This is a genomic window from Burkholderia sp. AU45274 (assembly GCF_030482505.1).
Lineage (GTDB): Bacteria > Pseudomonadota > Gammaproteobacteria > Burkholderiales > Burkholderiaceae > Burkholderia.
On the sequence record NZ_JAUJQE010000003.1, the window covers coordinates 393931 to 419921 of the forward strand.

Genomic DNA, 25991 nt, shown 5'->3' on the forward strand with positions numbered 1-25991 from the left:
ACCCGCTTATCCGGTAGTTCAGGGGGAAGAAGTGACAACCTCCACTGCCACAAGCACAGTATTCGCTGCTATCCGCCGAACGCAACGACGATCTCTTCGATCGTCACGCGGATGCGCGCCGTATGCCGCAGATCCTGATGCGTGACGAGCCAAACCTCATACGACGCGTCGTTTGTACGGTCCGGCCAGATCCGCACAAGGCCGTCTCGTTCGCCCATCGGCACGGGTATCTCGCTGATGCCGAGCCCGGCCTTGAGTGCCGCGCGCAACGTCAGGTTCGTGTTCAGCCGTGCGACGATGCGGCCGTCCGTCAGCGGTTCCCCGACGAACGCCGGCACCCGCGCCTTGGCGAAATACGGCTGGTACACGACGAGATCATGCCCGGCGAACCGCTCGCCCGGCACCGGTTCGCCATGGCGCCGCACATAGTCGGGCGACGCGAACAATCCGACTTCCCAGCGCGCCAGACGGCGGGCGAGCAGATCTGGATTTCGGGGCTTGACGGTCCGGATCGCGATGTCGGCTTCGCGCTTCGCGAGATTGAGGAGCAGGCTCGTCGTGTCGAGCATCACCGATACGTCCGGATGCTTCGCATGCAGGCGCTCGAGGGCCGGCATCACGAACTCGTGGGCCAGCGCATCCGTCGTCGATAGCTTCACCTCGCCGGCGAGCCGCTTGTCCACGCCCTGCGTGTGGCGCACGAGATCGTGTGCGGATTGCTCCATCGCCTCGGCTGCACGGATCGCGATCCTGCCGACCGGCGTGAGTTCATAGCCGTTCGACGTACGCAGGAACAGCGTCGCGCCGAGCGCGTGCTCGAGCGCCGCAAGCCTGCGGCCCACCGTGGCCTGATCGATGTCGAGCGCGCGAGCGGCGGCCCGCAAGGTCCTTTCCCGATGGAGCGCGACGAAGATGCGCGCGTCGTCCCAGTTCATGTCGCCCCCGGCGTGATGCAAATTTGCATCATACGTCCAGCAATTCTCTGCACGTCAAACACAGGCTGCGCGATTACACTTTTTTCAACCGATGCGGCGGGTCGCTCGAATCCGCGGCGCATCCGGCATTTTAAAAGGATGAAGTCGTGTCACACGAAACGAAAGGCATTCCCGCGGCGATGACCGCGATCGACATTACGCAGCCGGGCGGCCCGGATGTGCTGGCACCCGTGCAGCGTCCTGTTCCCGCACCGGCCGACGACGAAGTGCTGATCCGCATTCATGCGGCCGGCGTGAACGGTCCTGACGTGCTGCAGCGCAAAGGGTTGTACGATCCGCCACCGGGCGCGTCGGACATTCCCGGGCTCGAAGTCGCGGGCAAAATCGTGTCCGTCGGGCGCGACGTGACCCGGTTCGCGGTCGGCGATCTCGTCTGCGCGCTGGTGCCGGGGGGCGGCTATGCGGAGTACGCCGTCGCGCACGAGAGCAACACACTCGCGGTTCCCGATGGTCTCACGATGGTCGAGGCGGCCGCGATCCCCGAAACCTTTCTGACGGTATGGCTGAACCTGTTCCAGCGCGGCAAGTTCAAGGCTGGCGAAAGCGTGCTGATCCATGGCGGCGCATCGGGGATCGGCACCACGGCGACGATGCTCGCGAAGGCGTTCGGCGCCTCGAAGATCATCACGACGGTCGGCTCCGACGCGCACCGCACCGCAAGCATCGCGCTCGGTGCCGATGTCGCGGTTGACTACCGCAACGAGGATTTCGTCGAGGAAGTCATGCGCGCGACGGATGGGCGCGGCGTCGACGTGGTCGTCGATATCGTCGCCGGTGATTACGTCGCGCGGAATTACGCGGCGGCCGCGATGAACGGCCGCATCGTGCAGATCGGCGTGATCAAGGGGCCCGCGCCAGCACTGGACCTGTTCCCGATGCTGGCGAAGCGCCTCATGCACATCGGCTCGACGCTGCGCTCGCGCACGCACGAGGAAAAGGCGGAGCTGATCGAGGATCTCAAGCGATCGGTGTGGCCGCACATCCGGCGTGGCGCGGTGAAGCCCGTGATCCATCGGACCTTCGATCTCGACGATGCGCGCGGCGCGCATGCGCTGATGGACTCGGGCACGCATATCGGCAAGATCGTGCTGACGACCCGGGCGGCAGGCGTAGACTGACGCGCGGCTCCGGCCACCTGACATGACTCACTCCCCGATCAAAACCATGACTGATACACGCTACCACTACTACGAACCGTCACAAGGCCATGGATTGCCGCACGATCCATTTAATTCGATTGTCGGTCCAAGGCCTGTCGGATGGATTTCCACGCGCGGCAGCAACGGCATGCTGAATCTCGCGCCATACAGCTTTTTCAACGCCTTCAACTACCATCCGCCGATCATCGGCTTCTCGAGCATCGACGCGAAGGACAGCCTACGCAACGTGCAAGAAACGGGGGAATTCGTGTGGAACCTCACCACACGCGATCTCGCCGAAAAGATGAATGCAACGTGCGCAATGGTGCCTTACGAAGTTGACGAGTTTGAAGTGGCCGGGCTGACCCCCGCTCCGTCTCGGCAAGTCGCCGTTCCACGCGTGGCAGAGAGCGGTGTCAACTTCGAATGCAAGCTCACCGATGTGATCCAGCTGCGCGATCACAAAGGCACGCCTGTCACCACATGGCTCGTGCTGGGAGAAGTCGTGGCTGTTCACATTCGCCAGGACTTGCTTAAAGACGGCACCTTCGACACCTTCGGCGCAGGCATCATTCTTCGGGCAGGCGGCCCATCGGCCTATGCGCTCGTCGCACCCGAGAGTCGATTCGATATCGGGCGCCCGCCCGGGGCGAATCCCCCCGTCGCACGATGACGGAGGGTGGCGCAGTCGGCTCGTGAAGGGCCGTTGGACCTCGGAAGCTGCCGCTGACTTGTTCCCGGACCGAGCGGCTGTCGACGGTCGAAAGTGCGTGTTCGCTAAGCCTGACGGCAGGCGTTCGGTGCAGATCCTCAGCCGAACGTCCGCAAGGCAGCGTCAAGTCGACCGGCCGCGACCAACACTTGAACGCCCGCAAAGGCCGAGCACTTGCCGCTCGGCGCAGGCACGGGGCCACCGATATCCGGTTGAACAGCCGTTGAGGCTGCGCGAGCTCCAACGGCGATTGTGGATCGATTGATCGCCATGTCGTCCACGAAACAATCGACAACTTGGAACTATACTGGGCAACCAGGAGGCTTCCATGACCGATCACGACAGACTGCATCCACTCCGTCCGCTCCTGAAAAACTGGGTTTGGGAGCATGGTCGAATCGGGACTCGCTATCTCGACTGCGTAGATGGCGAAATCAGGTTTGACGAGGGCAAGAAGTCGCATTTCGCGGCCGAGAAATATATCTATGTGCCCCTTGGCAAGGGCGCTGAAGACGATGCATCCGCGGAGGGGCCTGCGATCCACGAGGCTGGACTTGCCCGGTTTTTGCGAGCCGCGCAGCTGGGCACGCCGGAGGAAGCCGGTTCGGCAGCGGATGTCCAGCGCGCAGTGCAGGACTGCGTTGAGATTGGCCTGTTCAGCGCATATCAATGGGAGGCACGAGAGGCGTTTGCCCGATACGCGCAGGAACCCATGTTCGATGACGAGATCCGCGCGGCGGTTGTCGACGACATCCGGCGTATTTACGCCGGCATGCGGGAGCAACTGGCGCTGTACGATTTCAGTGTGCTCCACGGCTTGCCCACGCCGCTGCTTATCGGCGACACGCCCTTCATCGACTGGCGCCAGCGTGCCAGTCCGGCACTCCCGTTCGTATCGCTCCCGCTGGGTCCTTACTGCCTGCTGGTAGGCGCGCCGTCAGGCAGGAAAAGCCGAATCGCCCCGGTCGTCTGGAAGGCCGCTGCCACGATGGGCCCGTTGAAGGATCACAACCGCCAAATCGAGGAGCAGGCACGTCTGTGGCTGGTGGCGACCACGGACGACCAACTCGTCGCTGCGCAAAGTCGCATTGCCGCGGCCGTCGGCTCCAGGCAAGGGAATGTGAAGCCCTGACCGACGTTCACCTTAAGCAGATCGTCGGCGGTGGCTAAGTGAAAGACCGGCACGTGAAGCCGACCGGTTCGCCATCGACGTGTGATGCGATCACCGTGATACCGGATGCATAGTGGCCGAGCGCTTCGACGTCAGTTCGGACCTAGTTCGAGAGGTCCTTGCGGACGATTTCCGCACCCGCGCTCAACGCACTCAGCTTGCCTCTCGCGACTGCACGCGACAACGGCGCCATGCCGCAGTTGGTGCAGGGATAGAGCTTGTCGGCATCCACGAACTGAAGTGCTTTTCGCAACGTACCGGCGACTTCCTCGGGGGTTTCAATGGTATCGGTCGCCACATCGATGGCCCCCACCATCACCTTCTTGCCCCGAATGAGTTCAATCAGATCCATGGGAACGCGCGAGTTGTGACATTCCAGCGAGACCATGTCGATACTGGATTTTTGCAACTTGGGGAAGGCTTCCTCGTACTGCCGCCACTCCGACCCCAGCGTCTTCTTCCAGTCCGTGTTGGCCTTGATGCCATAGCCATAGCAAATATGCACGGCGGTTTCACACTTGAGACCTTCGATCGCTCGTTCCAGGGTCGCGACGCCCCAATCATTCACCTCATCGAAGAAGACATTGAATGCGGGCTCATCGAATTGAATGATATCGACGCCGGCAGCCTCCAGTTCCCTGGCTTCCTCGTTCAGGATCTTTGCGAACTCCCAGGCCAGTTTTTCGCGACTCTTGTAATGATCGTCGTACAGCGTATCGATCATCGTCATCGGCCCCGGCAACGCCCATTTGATGGGCTGGCTCGTTTGCCGGCGCAGGAACTTGGCATCGTCAACGAAAACCGGCTTCTGTCTCGCCACCGCATCAACGACCGTCGGCACGCTGGCGTCATAGCGATCGCGAATTCGAACGGTCTTGCGGTTCTCGAAATCAACGCCGCTGAGGTGCTCGATGAACGTGGTCACGAAATGCTGGCGCGTTTGCTCGCCGTCGCTGACGATATCGATGCCCGCATGTTGCTGCTCTTGCAACGACAGGCGCAAAGCATCCTGTTTGCCCTCGATCAACACCTCGTCCTGCAATTTCCACGGTGACCAAAGTGTCTCGGGTTGTGCGAGCCACGAAGGTTTAGGCAAACTGCCGGCGGTTGAAGTGGGTAGAAATTTTTTCACGGTAGACGACCTCGTGTATTTGTTGGTCAAAGCGCGTAGTCCGCAGACCACTGCTCAAGAATGGCCTGGTATGGCTTGATAAATTGCTCTTCGACAAACCTGCCCTGTTCGATAGCCAGCCGGCTACGCTCTTCCCGATCGTAAACAATCCGGGTGAGCGAAAAATCCTGATGCTTCAGACTCGGTTGGTAGGATTTTCCTGCCGGAGAATTCGCATTGTAAATTTCGGGCCGGTAAATTTTCTGGAAGGTATCCATCGTGCTGATGGTGCCGATGAGCTCCAGATTGGTGTAATCGCCCAGCAAATCACCGGTAAAATAAAAAGCCAGCGGTGCGACACTATTCGGCGGCATGAAATAGCGCACCTTCATTCCCATTTTTTCGAAATACTCGTCAGTCAAGGAATACTCGTCCTGCCGGTATTCGATACCCAACACGGGGTGCCGATTTGCCGTCTGATGATAGGTCTTGCTACTCGAAACGCTCAGACATATAACGGGCGGTTTCGCGAAATTATCCTTGTAGGCGCTCGACTTCACGAAGGACTTGAACAGATTCCCGTGCAGGTCGCCAAAGTTATCCGGCGTACTGAAGCCGGGCTGATTCTTGTTGTACTCCAGCAAGACCACACTGAAATCGTAATCTCGCACATAAGAGGAAAAATTATTTCCCGCGATGCCGTCAATGTGTTTGTTGTTTTTTCGATCGAAAATATTCGTCTTCAGTATTTCGATCAAGGGCAGCGCGGCACTGCCCCGCTCGCCGCCGATATTCATTTCGACCGAAATGATTTCAAGCTTGACGGCATAGCGATCGCCTTTGGGATTGTCCCAATGCGCCATCGCATTGAAGCGATTGTCAATCATCCTGAAGGTATTGCGCAAATTCTCCTGACGACTCTTTCCTCTGGCGAGGTTCGCAAAATTGGTCGTGATGCGCGTATGGTCGGAAGGCTGATAGTCCTCATCGAAACTGACGCTTTTAATAGCAAATGTAAACTCTTGACTCGTCATGATCTTGCGCCCCAGATTTCGAAATGAAAACCGCATCTGCTCCATGCCTTTCGATGCGGCTCGCTTTTCTTTTCCGATGAACGAATGTGACGTTGGGCCATGGCCGACTGGATATGAATCGATTTCAACCAACCAAGAGCGATGCTCACGGTGCGGTGTATCCGGTTCACATCGGAAGAAAAGTAACTGGCAGCGATGATATAGTTTCCATTGCATGAATAAAAATGGATTTATTTCATGCAACCATTAAATTTGTTCATGGAGTGGTCGATGCTGGATCGCAATCATCTGATGGTCGTGCGGGAAGTGGAGCGGCAGGGCTCGCTCACGGCCGCGGCCGATACGCTCAACCTCACGCAGTCGGCGCTCAGCCATGCCGTGAAGAAGCTGGAGCAGCAGCTCGGTACGCCCGTGTGGGCGCGCGAAGGACGGACCATGCGGCTCACGCAAGCCGGACAGTACCTGCTGAGCCTCGCGAACCGGTTGCTGCCGCAATTCGAACTCGCCGAGGAGCGCATGAGGCAGTACGCGCAGGGCGAGCGCGGCACGTTGCGGATCGGCATGGAATGCGCGCCGTGCTATCAATGGCTGCTGAAGGTGGTGTCGCCGTATCTCGCGCACTGGCCGGATGTCGATGTCGACGTGAAGCAGCGCTTCCAGTTCGGCGGCATCGGTGCGTTGATCGGCTATGAAATCGACGTGCTCGTCACGCCCGACCCGCTCAAGAAACCCGAACTGCATTTTGAGCCGGTGTTCGATTACGAGCAGGTGCTGGTGGTTGCCGATGATCACCCGCTGGCCGGAGAAGCGTATGTCACGCCGGAACAGCTGACGCACGAGGTGCTGATCACGTATCCCGTCGAAACGGACCGGCTCGATATCTACACGCAGTTCCTCACGCCCGCGAACAGGGTGCCGAAGCGCCACAAGGTGATCGAGACGACCGACATCATGCTGCAGATGGTGGCGAGCGGCCGTGGCGTGGCGGCGTTGCCTCGCTGGCTCGCGGAAGAATACGCGGGCTGGATGCCGCTTACACCCGTGCAACTTGGAAAGAAGGGGATTGCGAAGCAGATTTTCCTCGGCACGCGCAAGACGGATGACGACGTCGATTATCTTGCGGCGTTTGTAAAGGCTGCGCGGGAATGGAAATGGGCGGACGCGAAGATGCGAGACTAGTTTTGCAATTGGGACATGAACAAAACTGATTGCTCCCGCAACGGGCCGCTTTCCGCGCCTTCGTGCTTGTCGACCCGCGCTGCAGTCGAGCCCGCGTCAGCCACGCGACCATTGCAGCCCCGCACCTCCGCCGAAGTCTCTCTCATCCCTTTTCACGCAGCGGCACCGGGCATTGCTTGCGCCCCGCGCAGCAACACGTTGGCGGGCGCCGATGAACCCACGACATCGGCGTCCACCAACCGGCCCGCGGGCCGTCGTGCCGCGTCGTCGTCCGCGCGATGGCGGCATCGCGCACGCCCATCGCGACGCGTTGCCTGATTCGACCGCCAGCGTCTCCGAACGGCGCCACAGCCGCAAGCGAGAGCCGTCCGTTCGCGACGGCAACGCCTGCGGCAACCCAGTGGCGACGCCCTACTTCCGCAGCGAGATTTCCACCCGGCGATTGCGCGCGCGCCCTTCGGCAGTCTCGTTCGATGCGGCCGGGTTGGTATCTCCATGTCCCGTCGCCGCGACCGCATCCGCCTTCAGCCCGTGTTCGCGCAGATACCCCGCGACGGCATCGGCGCGGCGCTTCGACAGGGCCTGGTTGTGTGCATCCGAGCCGGTCGCGTCGGTATAACCGTCCACTTCCACACGCGAGAAGTGCCGGTCGCCCTGCTGGCTCAGCAAACTGTCGAGCGCGGCGGTGGCGGCGGACGTCAGCACGGCGGAGTCGGTCGCGAAGTACGCATCGCCGGTCAGGCTCACCTTCTCGACCGCGACGGGCGCCGGTGCGGCCGCCGCGGCGACCGGCGCGGGTGCCGCACCGCACTGGAACACGATCGAGTGCGGATCGGCGCCGTCGCGGTACGGCGTCGTGGAATCGACCTTGCGCACGGCCTCGTTGCCGCACATGCGCGTCGCGACCTTCATGCAGGTATTGGCGCTCGACAGGATGCCGTGACAGTCGACACGGAACGTCCGGATGCCGTCGCGGGGCTGAAGTTCGTATGCGTTGTACGTCGGTCCCGATGCGCTCGAACAGGCCGCGAGGGAAACGACGGACGCCAGCAGTGCAAGATGAATGTTTTTCACGTGAGGACTCCGAAAATGCGAGGGGCGCAGCGCGGGCGGCGCAATGGTGCAGCCGCATCCGCGTGCGTGTGCGTTCGACGCGGTCCGCCCTGGCAGTGCATGCCGGCGCGAACCGCAGCGCGCGATTACTTCCACTGATACAGCATGCCCGCGCCGACGACGCGCTGGCTGCCGGCGAAGCCGCCGTTCAGCGTCGCCTTCAGGTTTTCCGTGACGCGCGCCTGCACGCCGACCGCCATCGCCTTCTGCCCCTGGAACGTCGCCGTACCGACCCCCATCGCGAAGTTCGAGTCACGGTCCATGTGCGGGATCGACGCCATCGCTGCGGTGGCCGCGATCCCCTCGCGTGCCATCGAATCGGTCTGCTGGATCTGCTGCTGCATCTGCGTGAGCTGGTTGTTGACCGTGTTCAGCGACTGCGTGAACTGGTTCGACACCGCGTTCAGCTGGTTCACGTTCACCGCATCCGTGCCCTGCGTACCGGCCGCGACGTTGACCACCTGGCGCGCCGATTCCGCCGAACCGACCGCGACGACGTTCGAGCGGCCGCCGTCGTTGCTGCCCGTGCCGATCGCGGTCGAATTGCTGCCCGACGCCGTCGAGCCCACGCCGAAGGCGGTGGAACCGTTGCCCGATGCGAGCGCATTGTTGCCGACCGCCGTGCTGTTCGAGCCCGATGCCACCGCCCCCGACCCACCCGCCGACGAATTCGGGCCGGTCGAGCCCGGCGGCACGTTCGCGCCGTTCGGGTTCGTCGTGTACTGGCCGCCGAGGTTGGTCGTGCGTTGGTCGATCAGCGTCGTCAGCTGGTTCGCGACCGAGTCGAGCTGCGACACGTTCACCGCGTCCGTGCCGTTCTTGCCGGCCGCGAGGCCTGTGATCTGCCGGTTGCCGATGTTCACTTCGCCGGCCGACGATTGCGGGCTGCCCAGGCCGTACGCGACGTAGTTCGTCAGCGCGCCGACCGTCGTCAGCGAACCGGCGCCCAATGCGACGCTGTTCGCGAACGTCGCGGACGCACCGGCGCCCAGCGCGAGCGCATCGGTGGCGTTGCCGAGCGCGCCGGAGCCCAGCGCGACGCTGCCCACGCTGACCGCCTTCGCATTCGCGCCTTGCGCGACCGACTGCGCGCCCAGTGCCGTCGCGCCGCTGCCGAGCGCGAGCGCGTCGGCCTGTGCGGCACTCGCCGCCTGCCCGATCGCGATGCCGCCAGGGGCGGTCTGGTCGACGATCGCGCCGTTGCCGATGCCCACGCCGTGGTCGCCGTTGACGACCGTCGTCGGCCCCACCGCGACCGATTCCGCGCCGACGGCGAGCGAGTCGGCCGCCGTCGAATTCGCGTGGAAATACTTCTGGCCCGTGACCGCGAACGACTGCAACGCGCCGGCGAGCTGCCGCACGGTCACCGCATCCTGCTGCCCGGTGCCGTCCGCGACGTTGGTGATCTGGCGATACGTCTTGCTGGTCGCGTCGCCGACCGATACCGCGCCGAGCAGCGTCTGGTCCGTCGTGTTGAACGGGATCGACGCGGTGCCGTTGCGGAGGATGCCCGAGGCCGGCGTCGTCGCGCGGTCGGATACCGACCCCGCGCCGAGCGCGATGCTGCCGTCCACCTTCGAGATCGCATTCGGGCCGATCGCGACACTGTCGAGCCCGATCGCCTGGCTGTCCGGCGCGGTCGAGTTCGCGTGGAAATACTTGATGCCGTGGGCGTTGATGTTGTCGATCGCCGAGCCGACGTTGTTGTTGATCGTCGTCGAACCGTCGCTGTTGTACGTCACGTACGAAGGTGCCGAAATCGTGCCGGTCGTCGGATCGTAGGTGGCCCCTCCGCCGATTGCGCCCGCCGTGCTGTTGCCGAGGTTGGTGTTGTTGTTGGCGATCGAGCTGAGGCCGGTGGACAGCGAGCCGATGCCCGTCGACGTCGCGGTGGACAGCGACGTCAGGTTGCTGTTCGTGCTCGACAGCCCGGTGGACAGCGAGCCGACGGTCGTCGAGGTCGATGTCGACAGCGACGCGATCGAGCTCGTCGTCGAACTGAGCCCGGTCGACAGCGAACCGATGCTCGTCGAGGTCGCGGTCGACAGCGACGTGACGGTGCTGTTCGTCGTGCTCAGGCCGGTGGACAGTGAACCGACCACCGTCGAGGTGGACGTCGACAGCGACGTGATCGAGCTGTTCGTCGAACTCAGGCCGGTGGACAGCGAGCTGATGCCGGTCGACGTCGACGTCGACAGCGACGTCACCGTGCTGTTCGTCGAACTCAGGCCGGTGGACAGTGAGCTGATGCCGGTCGACGTCGAAGTTGACAGCGACGTCACCGTGCTGTTCGTCGAACTCAAGCCGGTGGACAGCGAGCTGATGCCTGTCGACGTCGAAGTCGACAGCGACGTCACCGAGCTGTTCGTCGAACTCAGGCCGGTGGACAACGAGCTGATGCCCGTCGACGTGGACGTCGACAGCGACGTCACCGAGCTATTGGTCGAACTCAAGCCGGTCGAAGTCGACGTGGACAGTGACGTGATCGCGCTATTGGCCGACGACAGACCGGTCGACGTGGACGTCGACAATGACGTCACTGTGCTGTCGGTCGAGCTCAGGCCCGTCGACAGCGAGCTGATGCCCGTCGAGGTCGACGTCGACAACGACGTGATCGCGCTATTGGCCGACGACAATCCGGTCGACGTGGAAGTCGACAACGACGTCACCGAGCTGTTGGTCGAACTCAACCCCGTCGACAGCGAGCCGATGCCCGTCGAAGTCGATGTGGAAAGCGACGTGATCGCGCTATTGGCCGACGACAATCCGGTCGACGTGGAAGTCGACAACGACGTCACCGAGCTGTTGGTCGAGCTCAACCCCGTCGACAGCGAGCCGATGCCCGTCGAAGTCGACGTGGAAAGCGACGTGATCGCGCTGTTGGCCGACGACAACCCGGTCGATAGCGACGACACCCCCGTCGACAACGAACTGACACTCGACGCCGTCGACGTCGACAGCGAATTCACCGCCTGATTCGTCGCATCGAGCTGCGACCCGTTGATCGCATCCGTGCTCGCCGAACTGATGCGCCCGGCCGCGACGTTGGTGATCTGGCGCTCGGTACCCGCTGCACCGACACTGACGACGCTGGTCGGATTCGTGCCCTTGAACGTGTACGTCACGCCGCCGATCGTCGCGCTCGCGGTCGGGTTCGGCGCGGCCGTCGTCGAGCCCGAGCCGAGCGCGACGTCGCCTGCATTGTTCGCCACGGCCGACGCGCCGAACGCCAGCGCCCCAGCGGCCGCGGCCGTCGACGTGTTGCCGAGCGCGAGCGAGCCGGTGCCCTGCGCGATGTTCGAATTGCCGATGGCGACCGCGCCGTCGCCGTTCGCCGTGTTGTTCGACCCGGCCGTGACCGCACCGGTGCCGATCGCGGTGCTCGGGTCGCCGATCGCCACCGCACCGTTGCCGCTGACCGTCTGGCTCGCGCCGAGCGCCACGGCGCCGGTACCGCCCAGCACCTTCGAGTTGAAGCCGCCGGCGATCGAGCCCGGCCCGGCTGCGGCCGCGACCGAGTTCGAATCGCCGATCGCCACGGTCGACCCCGCCGCCGCGACGCTGTTGATGCCGATGGCCGTCGCATTCGTGGCCGATGCCGTCGCACCGGGCCCCAGGGCGGTCGCCGAGATGCCGGTCGCCAGCGCGGCATTACCGAGCGCGGTCGCGAACTGCTGCGTCGCGCTCGACTGGACGCCCATCGCGATCGAACTGACGCCCGTCGCCTTCGCGCTCGTGCCGAGCGCCATCGAGGTATCGGCGCCGGCCGTCGTGGCCGAACCCAGCGCGATCGAACTGGTGCCGAGCGACTGCGTGCCCGAGCCCGGTACGCCGGCCGTCCCGCCCCAGCCGATCGCGATCGACGACGTGCCCTTCGCACCGCTGTTCACCCCCATCGCCACGCCCGAATTGCCGGAAGCCAGCGCGCCGCTGCCCACGGCAACGGCGGCCGCGCCCGAGCTGGTCGATTGGTTGCCGAGGGACACCGAGCCCGTCAGGTCCGCATGCGATGCATAGCCCAGCGCGACACTTTGCGCGCCGGCGGCGCTCGCCCCGAGGCCCAGCGCCGCCGCGTATTGACCGGAAGCCAGCGCATTGTTGCCGAGCCCGATGGCCGACACACCGGTCGCGGCCGCACCACTGCCCATCGCCACCGACCCGCTTTGCGTCGCGCTCGACAGGTTGCCGATGGAAACCGAGTAATCGCCCGAACCGATCGCCTGCACACCCATCGACGTGCTGTTGACGCCCGTCGCCTGCGCGTTGATGCCGACGGCCGTCGAAGCGTCGCCCATCGCATGCGCCCCCGGGCCAAGCGCCGTGGCCGACACGCCCTGCGCCGTCGACAGGTTGCCCAACGCGGTGGAATTCGTCTGCGCGGCGCTCGACCCGACGCCGATCGCGATCGACGAGACGCCGCCGGTGGCCGTCCCGCCATCCGGGTTGTACTGCGCATGCGCACCGGCATGGAACAGCGCGAGGTACGCGGACGCCATCAGCATGGTGAGCCGCCTGAGCGACGGGGCCGAGGTCGCGCCTGCGCGAACCGCGGCCGCTCCTGCGACGTCACGCCCCGGCGTGCCACGCGACGACGCGACGCGCTTGCCGCGCGCCCGATCAAGCTCCGAAGCCGCAACCCAGGCTCCCAATGCTTCGTTCCAGATCGACTTGAACGACTTGTTCATCTTGTCTTCCCTCGGTTCTCATGTGCTGGATGACGCAACGGCGAACACGGCAGCCGGCGAGAATGTCCTCAACACATTCCCGTCCGCCTGGCGATGCCTCGCCACTCACTTTGGATCACTAACTAAACAGCCCGGTAACGCTGCTCGACACGCGCGATGGATATCGCGATCACGCGATCGCGCGCCGCCCGTGCCGGTCGACACGAGGCGACGCGACGATCGCCGGTTATCGAATCATGGAAGCCGACACGGCAATCCCGGCGGCTCGACGCCGGGCGTGCCGTTCATCCGCGCACGCGCGCGCCGTCGCGCCGAACCCGCGACGACCTCGAATCTCATGGAAAAGCGTCATTCAGACGCCGGATGGGCGGAAGCCGGCCCGCACCCGGGGGCGGCCCGCCCTGTTTCATTCAGGAGGAGGATGACGCCGTGCGATCCCCGGGGCTGAAGCATGCGCCGCCGGTTCGTGCGAACCGGTGCGTTGGCCTGTCATGCCTGTTGTGTTCATCGTTTTCGTACCCGCCTGATTCGAAAGCGCGCCGCGCGCGACCGTCCCCCGATGGATCGAACCCTCGGACGGCCCACGCGCAGCCACGCACCCCTTCCGTCCGGCCTTCAAACGCCTTTCCGGAATCCCGGAACAGCATCGACGACTTGCCGGACGACCCCTGCACCGAATTAATCGATCGAATTTCGTTGATGATTTCGTCTCGACCGGTGCGTCATGCCCAACTGCATTCCAGAACTCACCGATTTCTCTTATATAGCAACGTATTCGGTGAATAATGAAATCTGCATTACCCTCGTGCCAGTTATTCTCTTGCCGACGCGATCCCATATCATGGGATATGACATCGATCAATGTCTCATTGGTATCGCATGCATCGGAATAGAACTTCGGCATGCGATCCACGCGATCCAGACCGTTTGAAAGAACCGATTCCAGCCGCGCCGGGGCTAGTTTGCTGGCATTCGTCAGAACGAACCTTTTCCCGAGCGGAAAAACCCTTTTCCCGAGAAGACAGCATTTAAATTCATACATTCCAACGCAAATTGCGATTTCACGATTAACACGATTTCGACCCGCCGACATCAAAAAATTAATCACGCAACTCACAATTTCTTCATTCTTTTCACATAGCAGGCGTCGACTTCTGAACGCACGTCAAACTGATTAACCGCCCCTTCCCATTCCCATTATTCCGAATTGATCCGGCAATAACGACCGATTATTAAAAACCGATCCGGCATGTTTTTCCACTTCCGTTTCTTCCGGCCGGACGCCGTGGCGGCAAGCACGCAACATCCCCGCCGCACAAGCCCCCACATGCCACACGGAATCCTCACAATGTGACCTGTGGTCGGCATATAATTTTTCGCAACAATCGTGCAGACCGCGATGCACGTCATCTGACCGGCCACCCTTCCACCGCCTCCGCAACCATGTCATCCCGCTCGTCCAGTCCGGCGTCGCCTCGTCCCACGCCGGATCTTGCTGACGCACATATTCTTGTCGTCGACGATCGCCCGAACGACCTGCGGCTCCTCACCGAAATCCTGCGGGCCGCACGGTGCCGGATCAGCGTCGCGTTCGACGGGCTGCAGGCGTATCACCGTGCGCAGGCGATCGCGCCCGACCTGATCCTGATGGATGTCCGCATGCCGCGCATGGACGGTTTCGCGGCGTGCCGGCTGCTGGCGTCGACGCCTTCGACGCAATCGATCCCAGTCATCATCCTGACGGCCGCGGGCGATCTCGAGGATCGCATCGCAGGGCTCGAAACCGGTGCGATCGACTACATCATCAAGCCGTTCGAGCCGACCGAAGTGCTGGCCCGGATCCGCAATCACCTGAAACGCGCGCGGCGCAGCCAGCCGTTCGCGCATCTGCCCGAGCTGCCCGACAACCCGGAGGCGGCCCTCGTGCGCGCGGCGTCCGAGGTCCTGCTGCGCGACCTGCGCCATCCGCCGGCGCTCGAGGATCTCGCCAGGCAGGTCGGCACGCACGAGAAGCGCCTGTCCCGCGTGTTCCGCGACCATCTCGGCCAGACCGTGTTCGAATATCTGCGCGACACGCGCCTGCGCGCCGCGATGCACTTTCTCGCGGAGACGTCGATGGGGATCGGCGACATCGCCGAGGAAATCGGCTTTTCCACGCCCGGCAACTTCGCCACCGCCTTCCGCGAACGCTTCGGCATCACGCCGTCCGACTGGCGGCGCCAGCGCCATGCGGTCAATGCCCCGCCCGCCACACCCGGGGCGCACCATCACGATGGGTAGGCGCCACGCGGCATGGGCAGCCGGATGTCGCGCGGTGCTGCTGCTCCTGCTCGCGATGGCCGTCACCTGCGCGACGGCGCACGCCGCGTCGACGCCGAACCCCGCGCAACTGGACACCGTGTCGGTCTTCGAGGACGCGAGTACGACGATGTCCGCCGAACAGGTCGCCGCACGGCTCGCCGATCCGGCGCATGGCACGCCGGTGGCCGGCACGTCGTCGTTCAACGTCGAGTTCTCGCGATCGGCGTGGTGGATCCGCGCCACGCTGACCAACCGCGACAGCGCCGCGCGCCCGCTGGTGCTGGTGATTCGTGACGCCCGCGTCGACCAGGCGGACTTCTATCTCGGCCGGAACGGCGGGTGGACGCTCGACAGCCGCTTCCCGGCCGCCGGCGCCGGTAGTGACGCCCGACCGTCATCGCGCTACCCGGCACTCGACGTCACGTTGCGTGCCGGCGAAAGCGTCCCCGTCCTGATCCGCGTCACGTCGCGCAAGGAAATGCGGCTCGCGCCGGCCGCGTTCACGCGCGCGGCATGGGATGCGCTGGAACGTCGCGCGACGATGTGGGACTTCGGCTTCTTCGGCGGGTTGCTCGCGCTGATGTGGTGCGCGCTGCTGATCGGGTTCTTTTCGCGCAGCGGCGTGTTTCACGTGCTGGCCGCGGTGGCGCTGGGCACGACACTGTTCGAAGCGGCTTACCGCGGCTATCTGGCGCTGGCGTTGCCGCCTGCGCTGCGTGAATGGTCGGCGCGCGGCGAAGTGATCTTCGCGTACCTGGCGGTGTCGTGCTTCGTCGTCTTCATCCTGATGGTCGCCCGGCGCGAGCAGGCGAAGCTGCCGATGCGCGCGATCTACATGGCCTTCCTCGCGCTCGAAGGGATCGGCATGATCGGCGCCGCCTGCGGCGACCTGCTGACGTTCACGTGGTTCTGCCTGCGGCTGAACGCGGTGCTCGGGATCGTCAACATCAGCCTCGCGCTGCTGCTCGCGATCCGCCGGACGCCGACCGGCCGCGTGATGCTGATCGCCATCGCGATCGCCACCTTCAACATGTTGATCCGCGTGCTCGACGGCATGAACACGCTGCCGCCGGCGCTCGCGTGGCTGAAATCCGACATCTTCCCGAACCCCGTCATCGCGATCGTCGGGCTCGCCACGCACCTGCTGGTGCTGGCCGCATGGATCCACCACGTCGGCCGCCAGCGTACCGAGGCGAGGAAGCGGCTCGAACACTGGCAGCTCACCGAGCAGGATCGCCTGCGCGACGAAGTCGCACGCCGCACGCTCGCGCTCAACGACGCGCTGCAGCAGGTGACGACCCACATGCAGCAGAAGATCGAGACGCTCGGCTACGTCAGCCACGACCTGCGCGCGCCGCTGTCCACGATCAACGGCTATGCGAAGCTGCTGCTGCAAGGCGCGACGCGCGGCCAGGCGCGGCTGATCCGGTCGATCGACCGCAGCATCCGCTACCAGCTCACGCTGATCGATGAGCTGCTCGCGTTCACGAAGGCCGAGCTGCAGCCGCTCGGCGTGACGCCGGATGCAACCGACCTGCCCGGCCTGCTCGACGACATCGGCCACTATGCGCTCGCGCTGTGCGCGCAGCAGGACAACCGGTTCGTCTACCGGCCGGCCACGCCGCTGCCGCGCACGGTGTCGATCGACGGCATGCGGCTGCAGCAGGTGCTGCTCAACCTGCTGTCCAACGCATCGAAGTTCACGCGCGACGGCACGGTCACGCTGTCGATTCATGCCGCGCGCGAAGGCGACGCCTGGCGCCTGCTGTTCGAAGTGGCCGATACGGGCATCGGGATCGACATCAGCGGCAACCGCGACATCTTCCGCGCGTACCAGCAGGTGCAGGCCGTGAACGGCGGCACCGGGCTCGGCCTGTTCATCGCGCAGCGCATCGTCGGCGCGATGGGGGGCGAGCTGGCCGTCGCCAGCCAGCCGGGCGTCGGCACGGCATTCTCGTTCGCGATCGTCGCGCCCGCCGTCGGGCACGCGCTCGTGCCGGTGTCGGAGCTCGTCCGGCGGTTTCATCCGGACGGCGAGGCCGAGCCGGATGACACCGCGCCCACGATGCCGTGCCCGCCCGACGATGCGCTCGACCAGTTGATCCTGCTGGCCGACAACGGGCAGTTGACCGATATCGAGGCATGGCTCGGCCCGTATGCGGACGAGCCGGATTACGCGGCCTTCGTGCGGGACGTGCGCGAACACCTCGATGCACTGGACCTGGACGCGATCGGGAAACTGGCCGGCTCGCTAAAACAGGCGCGCCGCGCCGCGACGGCGTTCGACGCCGAAGCCGACGCGGCCGGGCCGGCCTGACGGCACGGGCCACCGCGGCGCGCACGCGCCGATCGGGCACCGGCCGGCCGCCGGATGCGACCGCCCGCGCATCGGCACCCCCACCGTCGCGTCAGCACGCGTCGTGCCGCGCCCCCCGCCGGACGATGCGCGCTACAGCCGCCGCATCGTCGAAACCAGCGCGGCGCCCTCGTCGGGCGAGGCCGGCCGCGCCCGCACCGGGTCGCGCTCCGGCCTCGGCGCACCGAGCCCCGTGCCGCCCGTGCGCCGCCGCGCGGCGTGCCGCTCGATCACCCGTTGCAGCACGCAGAACACGCACAGCAGCGCCCCGATCACGATCCGCGTCCACCACGAACTCAACGTACCGTCGAACGTGATCAGCACCTGGATCGTGCCGAGGATGCCGACGCCGAACACCGAGCCGACCACGTAGCCCACGCCGCCGGTGAGCAGCGTGCCGCCGATCACGGTCGCGGCGATCGCGTCGAGTTCCATGCCCTGGGCCTGCAACCCGTAGCCCGACAGCACGTACAGCGTGAACACGACGCCGCCGAGCGCCGAACAGAAGCCGCTCAGCGCGTACACGCCGACCTTCGTGCGCGCGACCGGCAGCCCCATCAGCAGCGCCGAGCGCTCGTTGCCGCCGATCGCGTAGACGTTGCGGCCGAAGCGCGTGAAATGCGCGACGTAGATCGCGCCGGCCAGCGTCGCGAGCGCGATCAACGCGCCCGCGCTCAGCGTGCCGCCGCCCACCGGCACGCTGAAGCCCGCGATCGCATGAAACACCGGCTCGTTGATCGTGATCGACTGCGTCGTGATCAGGAAGCACGCGCCGCGCGCGAGAAACATCCCGGCGAGCGTGACGATGAACGGCTGCAGCCGGAAATAATGGATCAGCGCCCCCATCGCCGCGCCGTACAGCGCGCCGAACGCGAGCACCAGCGGCACGATCACCCACACGGGCCAGTGCAGCCGCTCGGCGCCGACCGCGCAGAAGATCGTCGTCAGCGCGACGACCGAGCCGACCGACAGGTCGATCCCGCCCGACACGATCACGAACGTCATCCCGATCGCGACGATCAACAGGAACGCGTTGTCGACGAGCAGCCCGGTCAGCACCTGCATCGAAAAGAAGCCCGTGTAGGTCACGGACCCGAAGCCGAACAGCGCGGCGAACAGCACGATCGTCACGACGATCGGCAGCGTGCGCGGGTCGGCAAGCCGGCCAAGGAATCGGTTCATCGCGGCGTCGCTCCGGAAGTGGCGCGCGAACGCGCGGAAGACAGCAGCCGTGACGCGTGCCGGACGAACAGCGCGCGCGCCGCGTCCGACTGGATCAGCGTCACGACGATCACGACGACCGCCTTGACGACGAGCGTCGCCTCCGGCGGCACGCCGATCGAATAGGTCGTATAGGTGAGCGTCTGGATGATCAGCGCGCCGAGCACCGAGCCGGCGAGGCTGAAACGGCCGCCGAGCAGCGACGTGCCGCCGAGCGTCACCGCGAGGATCGCGTCGAGTTCGAGCAGCAGCCCCGCGTTGTTGCCGTCGGCGCTGCGCACGTTCGAGCTGGCCAGGATGCCCGCGAGCGCCGACATCACGCCTGAAAACAGATACACGCCGAACACGATCGCCCCCGAGCGCAGCCCCACGAGCCGTGTCGCGACCGGGTTCACGCCGATTGCGCGGATGAACAGCCCGAGCGCGGTGCGGTTCACCAGCAGCGCGGTCGCGGCGATCGTCGCCAGCGCGATCCACACCGCGCACGGCACGGCCGCGAGATAGCCGCCGCCGAGCGCGAGGTAGCCGGGCGCGCCGATCGGGATGATCTGGCCGCCCGTCAGCAGTTGCGCGACGCCGCGGCCGGCCACCATCAGGATCAGCGTCGCGATGATCGGCTGCATCCCGACGAACGCCACCAGCAGCCCGTTCCATGCGCCGGCCAGCAGCCCGACGCCGAGCGCGGCAGCCAGCGCCACGCCGATTCGCGACGGGTCCGCTTCGAGCACGATCGCCGCGGCCGCCCCGGCGATCGCGACGATCGCGCCGACCGAGATGTCGATCCCGCGGGTCGCGATCACGAGCGTCATCCCGAGCGACACGATCACGAGCGGCGCCGCGCGGTTCAGGATGTCGACCGGCGCGCCGAACAGGTGACCGTCGAGCAGCGTGATCGACAGGAAGCCCGGGCGATACGCGACGTCGAGCGCGAACAGCAGCGCGAGCGTCAGCACCGGCCACACGAGCGAATGACGGAACAACGTGCGCAGCCGCGTCATGACTGGCCTCCCGCGATCAGCCGGTATACCTGCTCCTCGGATGCGTCGGCGCCGGTGAGTTCGGCGACCTTGCGCCGGTCGCGCAGCACCGCGATCCGGTGGCTCACGCGCACGACTTCGCTGATCTCCGACGAAATGAACAGGATCGCGAGCCCTTGCGCGCACAGCGCGAGCACGCGCTCCATGATGTCGAATTTCGCGGCGACGTCGATGCCGCGCGTCGGCTCGTCGAGAATCAGCAGCTTCGGTTCCGTCGCGAGCCAGCGCGCGAGCAGCACCTTTTGCTGGTTGCCGCCCGACAGCAGCCCGATCGGCTGCTCCGCGTCGCGCGCCTTGATGCCGAGCCGCGCGATGTACGTATCGGCGAGCTCGCGCTGGCGCGCCCGCCCGATCAGCCGCCACCAGCCGCGCCGCGCCTGCAGCGCGAGAATGATGTTCTCGCGGATCGACAGCGCGGCGACGATGCCCTCCTTCTTGCGATCCTCCGGGCAATACGCGATGCCGTTGCGAACCGCGTCGTGCGGCGACGCGAGCCGCGTGCGCGCGCCGTCGATCTCGATCGCGCCGGTGTCGGCGCGCTCCGCGGCGAACGCAAGCTGCGCGGTTTCGGTGCGCCCCGAGCCGAGCAGCCCGGCCAGTCCGACGATCTCGCCGGGCCGCACGTCGAGGTCGAGCGGGCTCATCATCCCGCGCCGGCCGACCTGCTGCATCGACAGGAACGGGTCGGCCTCGCCGGCGGTGCGTTCGACCGCCGCCGCACCCGCCTGCAGCGTGTCGGACATCCGTTCGCGGCCGGTCATCTTCGCGACCAGCACGTCGACCGGCAGGTCGCGCGCGAGATACTCGCCTTCGCGCTCGCCGTTGCGCATCACGGTGATCCGGTCGGACACCGCGTAGGTCTGCTCGAGAAAGTGCGTGACGAACAGGATCGCGATGCCCGAGGCCTTCAGCCGGCGCAGCACGTCGAACAGCCGCGCGACCTCGCCGTCGTCGAGGCTCGACGTCGGCTCGTCGAGAATCAGCACGCGCGCGTCGACCGACACCGCCCGTGCGATCGCGACCATCTGCTGCACGGCGATCGGATACGCGTCGAGCGAGCGCGTGACGTCGAGCGCCAGGTCGAGTTCGGCCAGCGCCGCGCGCGAACGTGCATGAATCGTGTTCCAGTCGATCGCGCCGCGCCGCATCGGCTGCCGGCCCGCGAAGATGTTCTCCGCGACCGACAGGTTCGCGCACAGGTTCACTTCCTGGTAGAGCGTCTGGATGCCGGCCGCCTCGGCTTCGCGCGGCGCGGCGAAATGCACGACCCGGCCGCCGACGCGAATCTCGCCCGCGTCGTGCGCATGCACGCCGGTGAGCACGTTGATCAGCGTCGACTTGCCCGCGCCGTTCTGGCCCATCAGCGCGTGGATCTCACCCGGAAACAACCGGAAGTTCACGCGCTGCAGTGCGTTCACGCCCGGAAACGACTTGTCGATGCCGATCATCTCGACCACCGGCGGACTCTCCATGCATCCTCCCTCGAAACGGTTGGCGCCCGGGCGGCCGCAACACCGCCGCCCGCGCCGGATCGTCGGTACGTGGCTCAGTACTTGCGGGTCGGCAGCACCTGGGCCGCGACGTTCATCGGGAACACGGTCTCGTTCGTCACGATGCGCTTGGGCAGTTGCTTGCCGGCGACGACGTCCTTCACCGCGGTCATCAACTGCGGGCCGAGCAGCGGGCTGCATTCGACGTCGACGTTGATCTTGCCGGCGACCATCGCCTGGAAGCCGCCCTTGGTCGCGTCGAACGACACGACGCTCACGTCCTTGCCGGGCTTGATCCCCGCCTCTTCCATCGCCTGGATCGCGCCGAGCGCCATGTCGTCGTTGTGCGCGTAGACGACGTTGATCTGCTTGCCGTAGGTCTTCGCGAACGCTTCCATCACCTGCTTGCCGCCGGCCAGCGTGAAGTCGCCGCTCTGCGACGCGATCACCTTGAACTTAGGATTGCTCTTGATCACTTCGAGCAGGCCGGCCCGCCGGTCGTTGGCCGGCGCCGAGCCGACCGTGCCCTGCAGCTCGACGATGTTGATCGGACCCGGGTCGTTCTTGTAGCGCTCTTCCATCCAGTGGCCGGCGCGCCGCCCTTCCTCGAGGAAGTCCGAGCCGATCATCGTCACGTACAGCGACGGGTCCTTCACGTCGACTCCGCGGTCGGTCAGGATCACCGGGATGTGCGCGGCCTTCGCTTCGGTCAGCACGGGCTCCCAGCCCGATTCGACGACCGGCGAGAACGCGATCACGTCGACCTTCTGCGCGATGAACGAGCGGATCGCGCGAATCTGGTTCTCCTGCTTCTGCTGCGCGTCGGAGAATTTCAGGTTGATGCCGGCGTCCTTCGCCGCGCCCTTCACCGACACGGTGTTCGCGGTGCGCCACGCGCTTTCCGCGCCGACCTGCGAGAAGCCGAGCGTGATCGGTTTCTGCTGCGCGTGCGCGCCGCCGGCCAGCACCGTCGCCGCGGCAACGATCGCGCCGGCCGCCAGCTTCCTGATGAATGTCATGGTTCGTCTCCGATGATGTCGTTGTCTGCCGTTGCGCTGTTCTGTTTCTGCGTGGCGCAGGCACGGGTCGGGGCTGTGCGCCGGCCGGGGGCGTCGCGCCGGCCCGGTCTGCATGCCCCGCATCAGTCTAGAAACAAGTCAGATAACCTTCTAATGAAATATTGGATTGGGGCGATATCGGATTCGGCATACGTATAAACACCTAAACGAACGACGCGGCCCGTTCCAGGCGGCCTTTGCACGAGCCAGCGCACCACCGGCGCGTTGCCTCACGGCATCGTAAAACGCTCGCTCCAGCCGACCTCGACGATCTCCGCGGCAGCTTCGATGTTCGTTGAACGCGACACGGCGTCGACGCGATCCGCCCGATGCCGACATCGGGCCGCAGTCAGCTTGCCCGGGCGAAGCCGTTGCGTTGTTTCGTCCATGCAGCGGAAACAAACACCCGGATGCCCGTCCGGCGCGCGCTTGCGCCGGGCCTTCTCGCGCATGCCGGGAGTGGCGCACGGTTCTTGCTGCGCAGCACCGGAACGTACGCATAAACAGGAGAAAACCGTGCGCGCAGGATGTCCGCCCGGAACGCAGCCCGACGATACGCGGATCGGCACTGACGTCGATCGACGCGCCGCAGCATGAAGCAGCGCGCCCCGTCGCAGCCGAAGGCGCGCATGCCCGCCGGGCCGCTGCGCCATGTCGACGACCGCCGCCCCGGCTATACGCGCCGGCCGCTCCGCAACGGCTTCGCGTATTACGGGCCCGACGGTGTGCGAGTGCGCGATGCCGACGAAATTGCCCGTATCAACGCGCTCGCGATTCCACCCGCGTACACCGACGTGTGGATCTGCATGGACCCGCGCGGTCATCTTCAGGCAACCGGCCGCGATGCACGCGGGCGCAAGCAGTATCGCTATCACCCGCTGTGGCGCGAGACGCGAGACGCGAACAAGTACGCGCGGATGGCCGCGTTCGCGCGTGCGCTGCCGCGCATCCGCGCGCGCGTCACGCGCGATCTGGCGTTGCCGGGCATGCCGCGCGACAAGGTCGTGGCGACGATCGTCCGCTTGCTCGACACGACGCTCGCGCGGATCGGCAACACGGAATACGCACGCGAAAACGGCTCGTACGGGCTGACGACGTTGCGCAAGCGTCATGTGAAAATTCAGCCCGGCCAGGTGCAGTTGCGCTTCGCCGGCAAGAGCGGGATCGAACACGACGTGACGGTTGACGACGCGCGGGTCGCGCGCATCGTGCGGCGCTGCGCCGAGCTGCCCGGGCACGAGCTGTTCCAGTATGTGGACGACGACGGCGTACGCCATCCGGTCGGGTCGTCCGACGTGAACGACTACCTGCGCGAGGCCGGCGGCGCGGATTTCACCGCGAAGGACTACCGGACCTGGGCCGGCAGCGTGCATGCGCTCGGGTTGTTGCGGCGCACCGAGCATCGCGGCGTCACGCACGCGCGCAAGCAGATCGTCGAGACCGTGCGCGCGGTGGCCGAGCTACTGCGCAACACACCGGCCGTGTGCCGGCGCTGCTACATCCATCCGGCCGTGCTCGACGCGTTCGAGGCGGGCACGCTCGCCGCGCTCGCGGTCCGGCGTACGCCGCGCGGCTTGCGCGTGGACGAAGCGGCGTTCGTGGCGTTGCTCCGCAGCGCACGCCGGCGCATGGGGACATGACTGCGCACATCGCCCGGACACACCCGCTTCGACGCAGCCGGCCCCACACGAACCCGATGTCGTTTACCACCGGGTTCCGGGCGCATGACCGATAGCCGCCCGCGCCCGTTTCCCTAAACTGGTTCGCACAACACACCTGCCCGGTGTCGTCCGCTACGCGCGTCACGCCACCGGCATCGACGCATCCCCGAGACATCCGCCTTCGCTGTCCGTCGGCCCGCACGCCCCCGCTGCGTTCCCGCCGGCCGCGCCGCCAAGGCATTCCAGGAGAGTTCATTGAGCCCGTCGCAAGCGCGCCCCGCGAAAACCCGATCTTCGCGCCAGTCCGTCAAGCTGGATGACATCACGATCGTCGACCCCGCCGTCCTCAAGCGCGCGGTCGGCGCCATGGCGTTCGGCAACGCGATGGAATGGTTCGACTTCGGCGTCTACAGCTACATCGCCGTCACGCTCGGCAAGGTGTTCTTCCCGTCCAGCAGCCCGTCCGCGCAGCTGCTCGCGACCTTCGGCACGTTCGCGGCCGCGTTCCTCGTGCGCCCGCTCGGCGGCATGGTGTTCGGCCCGCTCGGCGACCGCATCGGCCGCCAGCGCGTGCTCGCCGCCACGATGATCATGATGGCCGTCGGCACGTTCGCGATCGGCCTGATCCCCAGCTACGCGTCGATCGGCATCATGGCGCCCGTGCTGCTGCTCGTCGCGCGCCTCGTGCAGGGCTTCTCGACCGGCGGCGAGTACGGCGGCGCGGCCACCTTCATCGCCGAATTCTCGACCGACAGGCGCCGCGGCTTCATGGGCAGCTTCCTCGAGTTCGGCACGCTGATCGGCTATACGCTCGGCGCGGCGACGGTCGCGCTGCTCACCGCGTCGCTGTCGCAGGAAGCGCTGCTGTCGTGGGGCTGGCGCGTGCCGTTCTTCATCGCCGGCCCGCTCGGCCTCGTGGGGCTCTATGTCCGGCTGAAACTCGAGGAGACGCCCGCGTTCAAGAAGGAGGCCGAAGCACGCGAAGCGGACGAACGCACGCGGCCGAAACAACGCTTCGCGACGCTGCTCGTCGAACAGTGGAAGCCGCTGCTGCAATGCGTCGGCCTCGTGCTGATCTTCAACGTGACCGACTACATGGCGCTGTCGTACCTGCCGAGCTACCTGTCGGCGACGCTGCACTTCCGCGAATCGCACGGCCTGTTCCTGGTGCTGCTCGTGATGGTGCTGATGATGCCGATGACGCTCTACGCCGGGCACCTGTCGGACAAGGTCGGCCGCAAGCCGGTGATGATGGCGGGCTGCGTGGGCCTGCTCGTGCTGGCCGTGCCGGCGCTGATGCTGATCCGCACCGGCGGCATGCTGCCCGTGTTCGGCGGGATGCTGATCTATGGCGTGCTGCTGTCGTGCTTTACCGGCGTGATGCCGTCGGCGCTGCCCGCGCTGTTCCCCACGCGCATCCGCTACGGCGCGCTCGCGATCGGCTTCAACGTGTCGGTGTCGTTGTTCGGCGGCACGACGCCACTCGTCACCGCGTGGCTCGTCGATCGCACCGGCGACCTGATGATGCCCGCGTACTACCTGATGGGCGCATCGTTCATCGGCATCGTGTCGGTGCTCGCGCTGCGCGAAACGGCGCGCCAGCCGCTGCCCGGCTCCGCGCCGTGCGTCGCGAGTCGCGCGGAGGCGCTGAGCCTCGTTCGCGGCCAGGCCGACGAAGCGCGCGGGCAAGACAGGAAGCTCACGCCGGTCAGCGAACGTGCGTGATGC

At 65.7% G+C, this 25991-nt stretch carries 18 protein-coding genes; 8 read left to right on the top strand and 10 right to left on the bottom strand.

Translation table 11 applies throughout. From position 1 onward, the window contains the following. Positions 1-68 precede the first annotated feature (68 nt). The gene (locus QZM35_RS14620) at positions 69-935 is read right to left on the bottom strand and encodes a LysR family transcriptional regulator (protein ID WP_206147515.1); all 867 of its coding nucleotides are present in this window, start codon (positions 933-935) and stop codon (positions 69-71) included. Between the two features lie 146 nt (positions 936-1081). Here QZM35_RS14620 and QZM35_RS14625 point away from each other — a divergent pair, with 146 nt between their 5' ends. The 3 genes from QZM35_RS14625 to QZM35_RS14635 all read left to right on the top strand — a co-directional run bounded on the left by QZM35_RS14625 (position 1082) and on the right by QZM35_RS14635 (position 3978). After that, complete coding sequence (locus QZM35_RS14625; RefSeq protein WP_306427346.1) at positions 1082-2113, top strand: NAD(P)H-quinone oxidoreductase; 1032 nt, start codon at positions 1082-1084, stop codon at positions 2111-2113. A 46-nt stretch (positions 2114-2159) separates the two neighbouring features. Beyond that, positions 2160-2807, top strand: coding sequence for a flavin reductase family protein (locus QZM35_RS14630; RefSeq protein WP_089433796.1), 648 nt, complete (start codon positions 2160-2162; stop codon positions 2805-2807). A 367-nt stretch (positions 2808-3174) separates the two neighbouring features. Further along, positions 3175-3978 carry a hypothetical protein gene (locus tag QZM35_RS14635; protein ID WP_089433797.1) on the top strand — a complete coding sequence of 268 codons (804 nt, stop codon included), beginning with the start codon at positions 3175-3177 and terminating at the stop codon, positions 3976-3978. 142 nt (positions 3979-4120) lie between these two features. On the opposite strand, the gene QZM35_RS14640 is transcribed toward QZM35_RS14635, so the two are convergent. After that, the gene (locus tag QZM35_RS14640) at positions 4121-5149 is read right to left on the bottom strand and encodes a methionine synthase (protein WP_089433798.1); all 1029 of its coding nucleotides are present in this window, start codon (positions 5147-5149) and stop codon (positions 4121-4123) included. Positions 5150-5175: 26 nt separating this feature from the next. Next, positions 5176-6162, bottom strand: coding sequence for a DUF1852 domain-containing protein (locus QZM35_RS14645; RefSeq protein ID WP_301776328.1), 987 nt, complete (start codon positions 6160-6162; stop codon positions 5176-5178). A gap of 270 nt (positions 6163-6432) precedes the next feature. On the opposite strand from QZM35_RS14645, the gene QZM35_RS14650 reads away from it, so the two are divergent. Further along, positions 6433-7341 (top strand): LysR family transcriptional regulator, encoded by a 909-nt coding sequence (locus tag QZM35_RS14650; protein WP_089430136.1) that lies wholly within the window; start codon positions 6433-6435, stop codon positions 7339-7341. A 411-nt stretch (positions 7342-7752) separates the two neighbouring features. Here QZM35_RS14650 and QZM35_RS14655 read toward each other — a convergent pair whose 3' ends face one another. Both QZM35_RS14655 and QZM35_RS14665 read right to left on the bottom strand, forming a co-directional pair. Further along, a complete protein-coding gene (locus QZM35_RS14655; RefSeq protein WP_174970473.1) occupies positions 7753-8415 on the bottom strand; it encodes an OmpA family protein in 663 nt (220 codons plus the stop codon). Positions 8416-8540: 125 nt separating this feature from the next. Further along, entirely contained in the window at positions 8541-13139 is a 4599-nt protein-coding gene (locus QZM35_RS14665; RefSeq protein WP_367620784.1) for a YadA-like family protein, read from the bottom strand. 1443 nt (positions 13140-14582) lie between these two features. Between QZM35_RS14665 and QZM35_RS14670 the strand changes: the two genes are divergently transcribed. Continuing rightward, on the top strand, positions 14583-15419 hold the full coding sequence (locus QZM35_RS14670) for a response regulator (RefSeq protein ID WP_089429803.1): 837 nt from the start codon (positions 14583-14585) through the stop codon (positions 15417-15419). Then, complete coding sequence (locus QZM35_RS14675) at positions 15412-17757, top strand: sensor histidine kinase (protein WP_301776220.1); 2346 nt, start codon at positions 15412-15414, stop codon at positions 17755-17757. Before QZM35_RS14670 ends, QZM35_RS14675 begins: the two co-directional genes overlap by 8 nt. 132 nt (positions 17758-17889) lie before the next feature. Here the strand turns inward: QZM35_RS14675 and yjfF are convergent, their stop codons facing one another. The 5 genes from yjfF to QZM35_RS14700 all read right to left on the bottom strand — a co-directional run bounded on the left by yjfF (position 17890) and on the right by QZM35_RS14700 (position 23054). Next, the gene (gene yjfF, locus QZM35_RS14680) at positions 17890-18978 is read right to left on the bottom strand and encodes a galactofuranose ABC transporter, permease protein YjfF (protein ID WP_089429805.1); all 1089 of its coding nucleotides are present in this window, start codon (positions 18976-18978) and stop codon (positions 17890-17892) included. After that, positions 18975-20015, bottom strand: coding sequence for an ABC transporter permease (locus tag QZM35_RS14685; RefSeq protein WP_301776221.1), 1041 nt, complete (start codon positions 20013-20015; stop codon positions 18975-18977). The genes yjfF and QZM35_RS14685 overlap by 4 nt, the downstream gene beginning before the upstream one ends. Beyond that, complete coding sequence (locus QZM35_RS14690) at positions 20012-21526, bottom strand: sugar ABC transporter ATP-binding protein (RefSeq protein ID WP_301776222.1); 1515 nt, start codon at positions 21524-21526, stop codon at positions 20012-20014. The genes QZM35_RS14685 and QZM35_RS14690 overlap by 4 nt, the downstream gene beginning before the upstream one ends. Before the next feature lie 74 nt (positions 21527-21600). Further along, positions 21601-22563, bottom strand: a complete 963-nt coding sequence (locus tag QZM35_RS14695; RefSeq protein WP_089429808.1) for an ABC transporter substrate-binding protein — start codon at positions 22561-22563, stop codon at positions 21601-21603. Positions 22564-22832: 269 nt separating this feature from the next. Continuing rightward, positions 22833-23054, bottom strand: coding sequence for a hypothetical protein (locus QZM35_RS14700; RefSeq protein ID WP_301776223.1), 222 nt, complete (start codon positions 23052-23054; stop codon positions 22833-22835). 141 nt (positions 23055-23195) lie between these two features. On the opposite strand from QZM35_RS14700, the gene QZM35_RS14705 reads away from it, so the two are divergent. Next, a complete protein-coding gene (locus QZM35_RS14705; RefSeq protein WP_089429810.1) occupies positions 23196-24242 on the top strand; it encodes a DNA topoisomerase IB in 1047 nt (348 codons plus the stop codon). A 276-nt stretch (positions 24243-24518) separates the two neighbouring features. After that, on the top strand, positions 24519-25988 hold the full coding sequence (gene proP / locus QZM35_RS14710) for a glycine betaine/L-proline transporter ProP (protein WP_089429811.1): 1470 nt from the start codon (positions 24519-24521) through the stop codon (positions 25986-25988). Positions 25989-25991 lie beyond the last annotated feature (3 nt).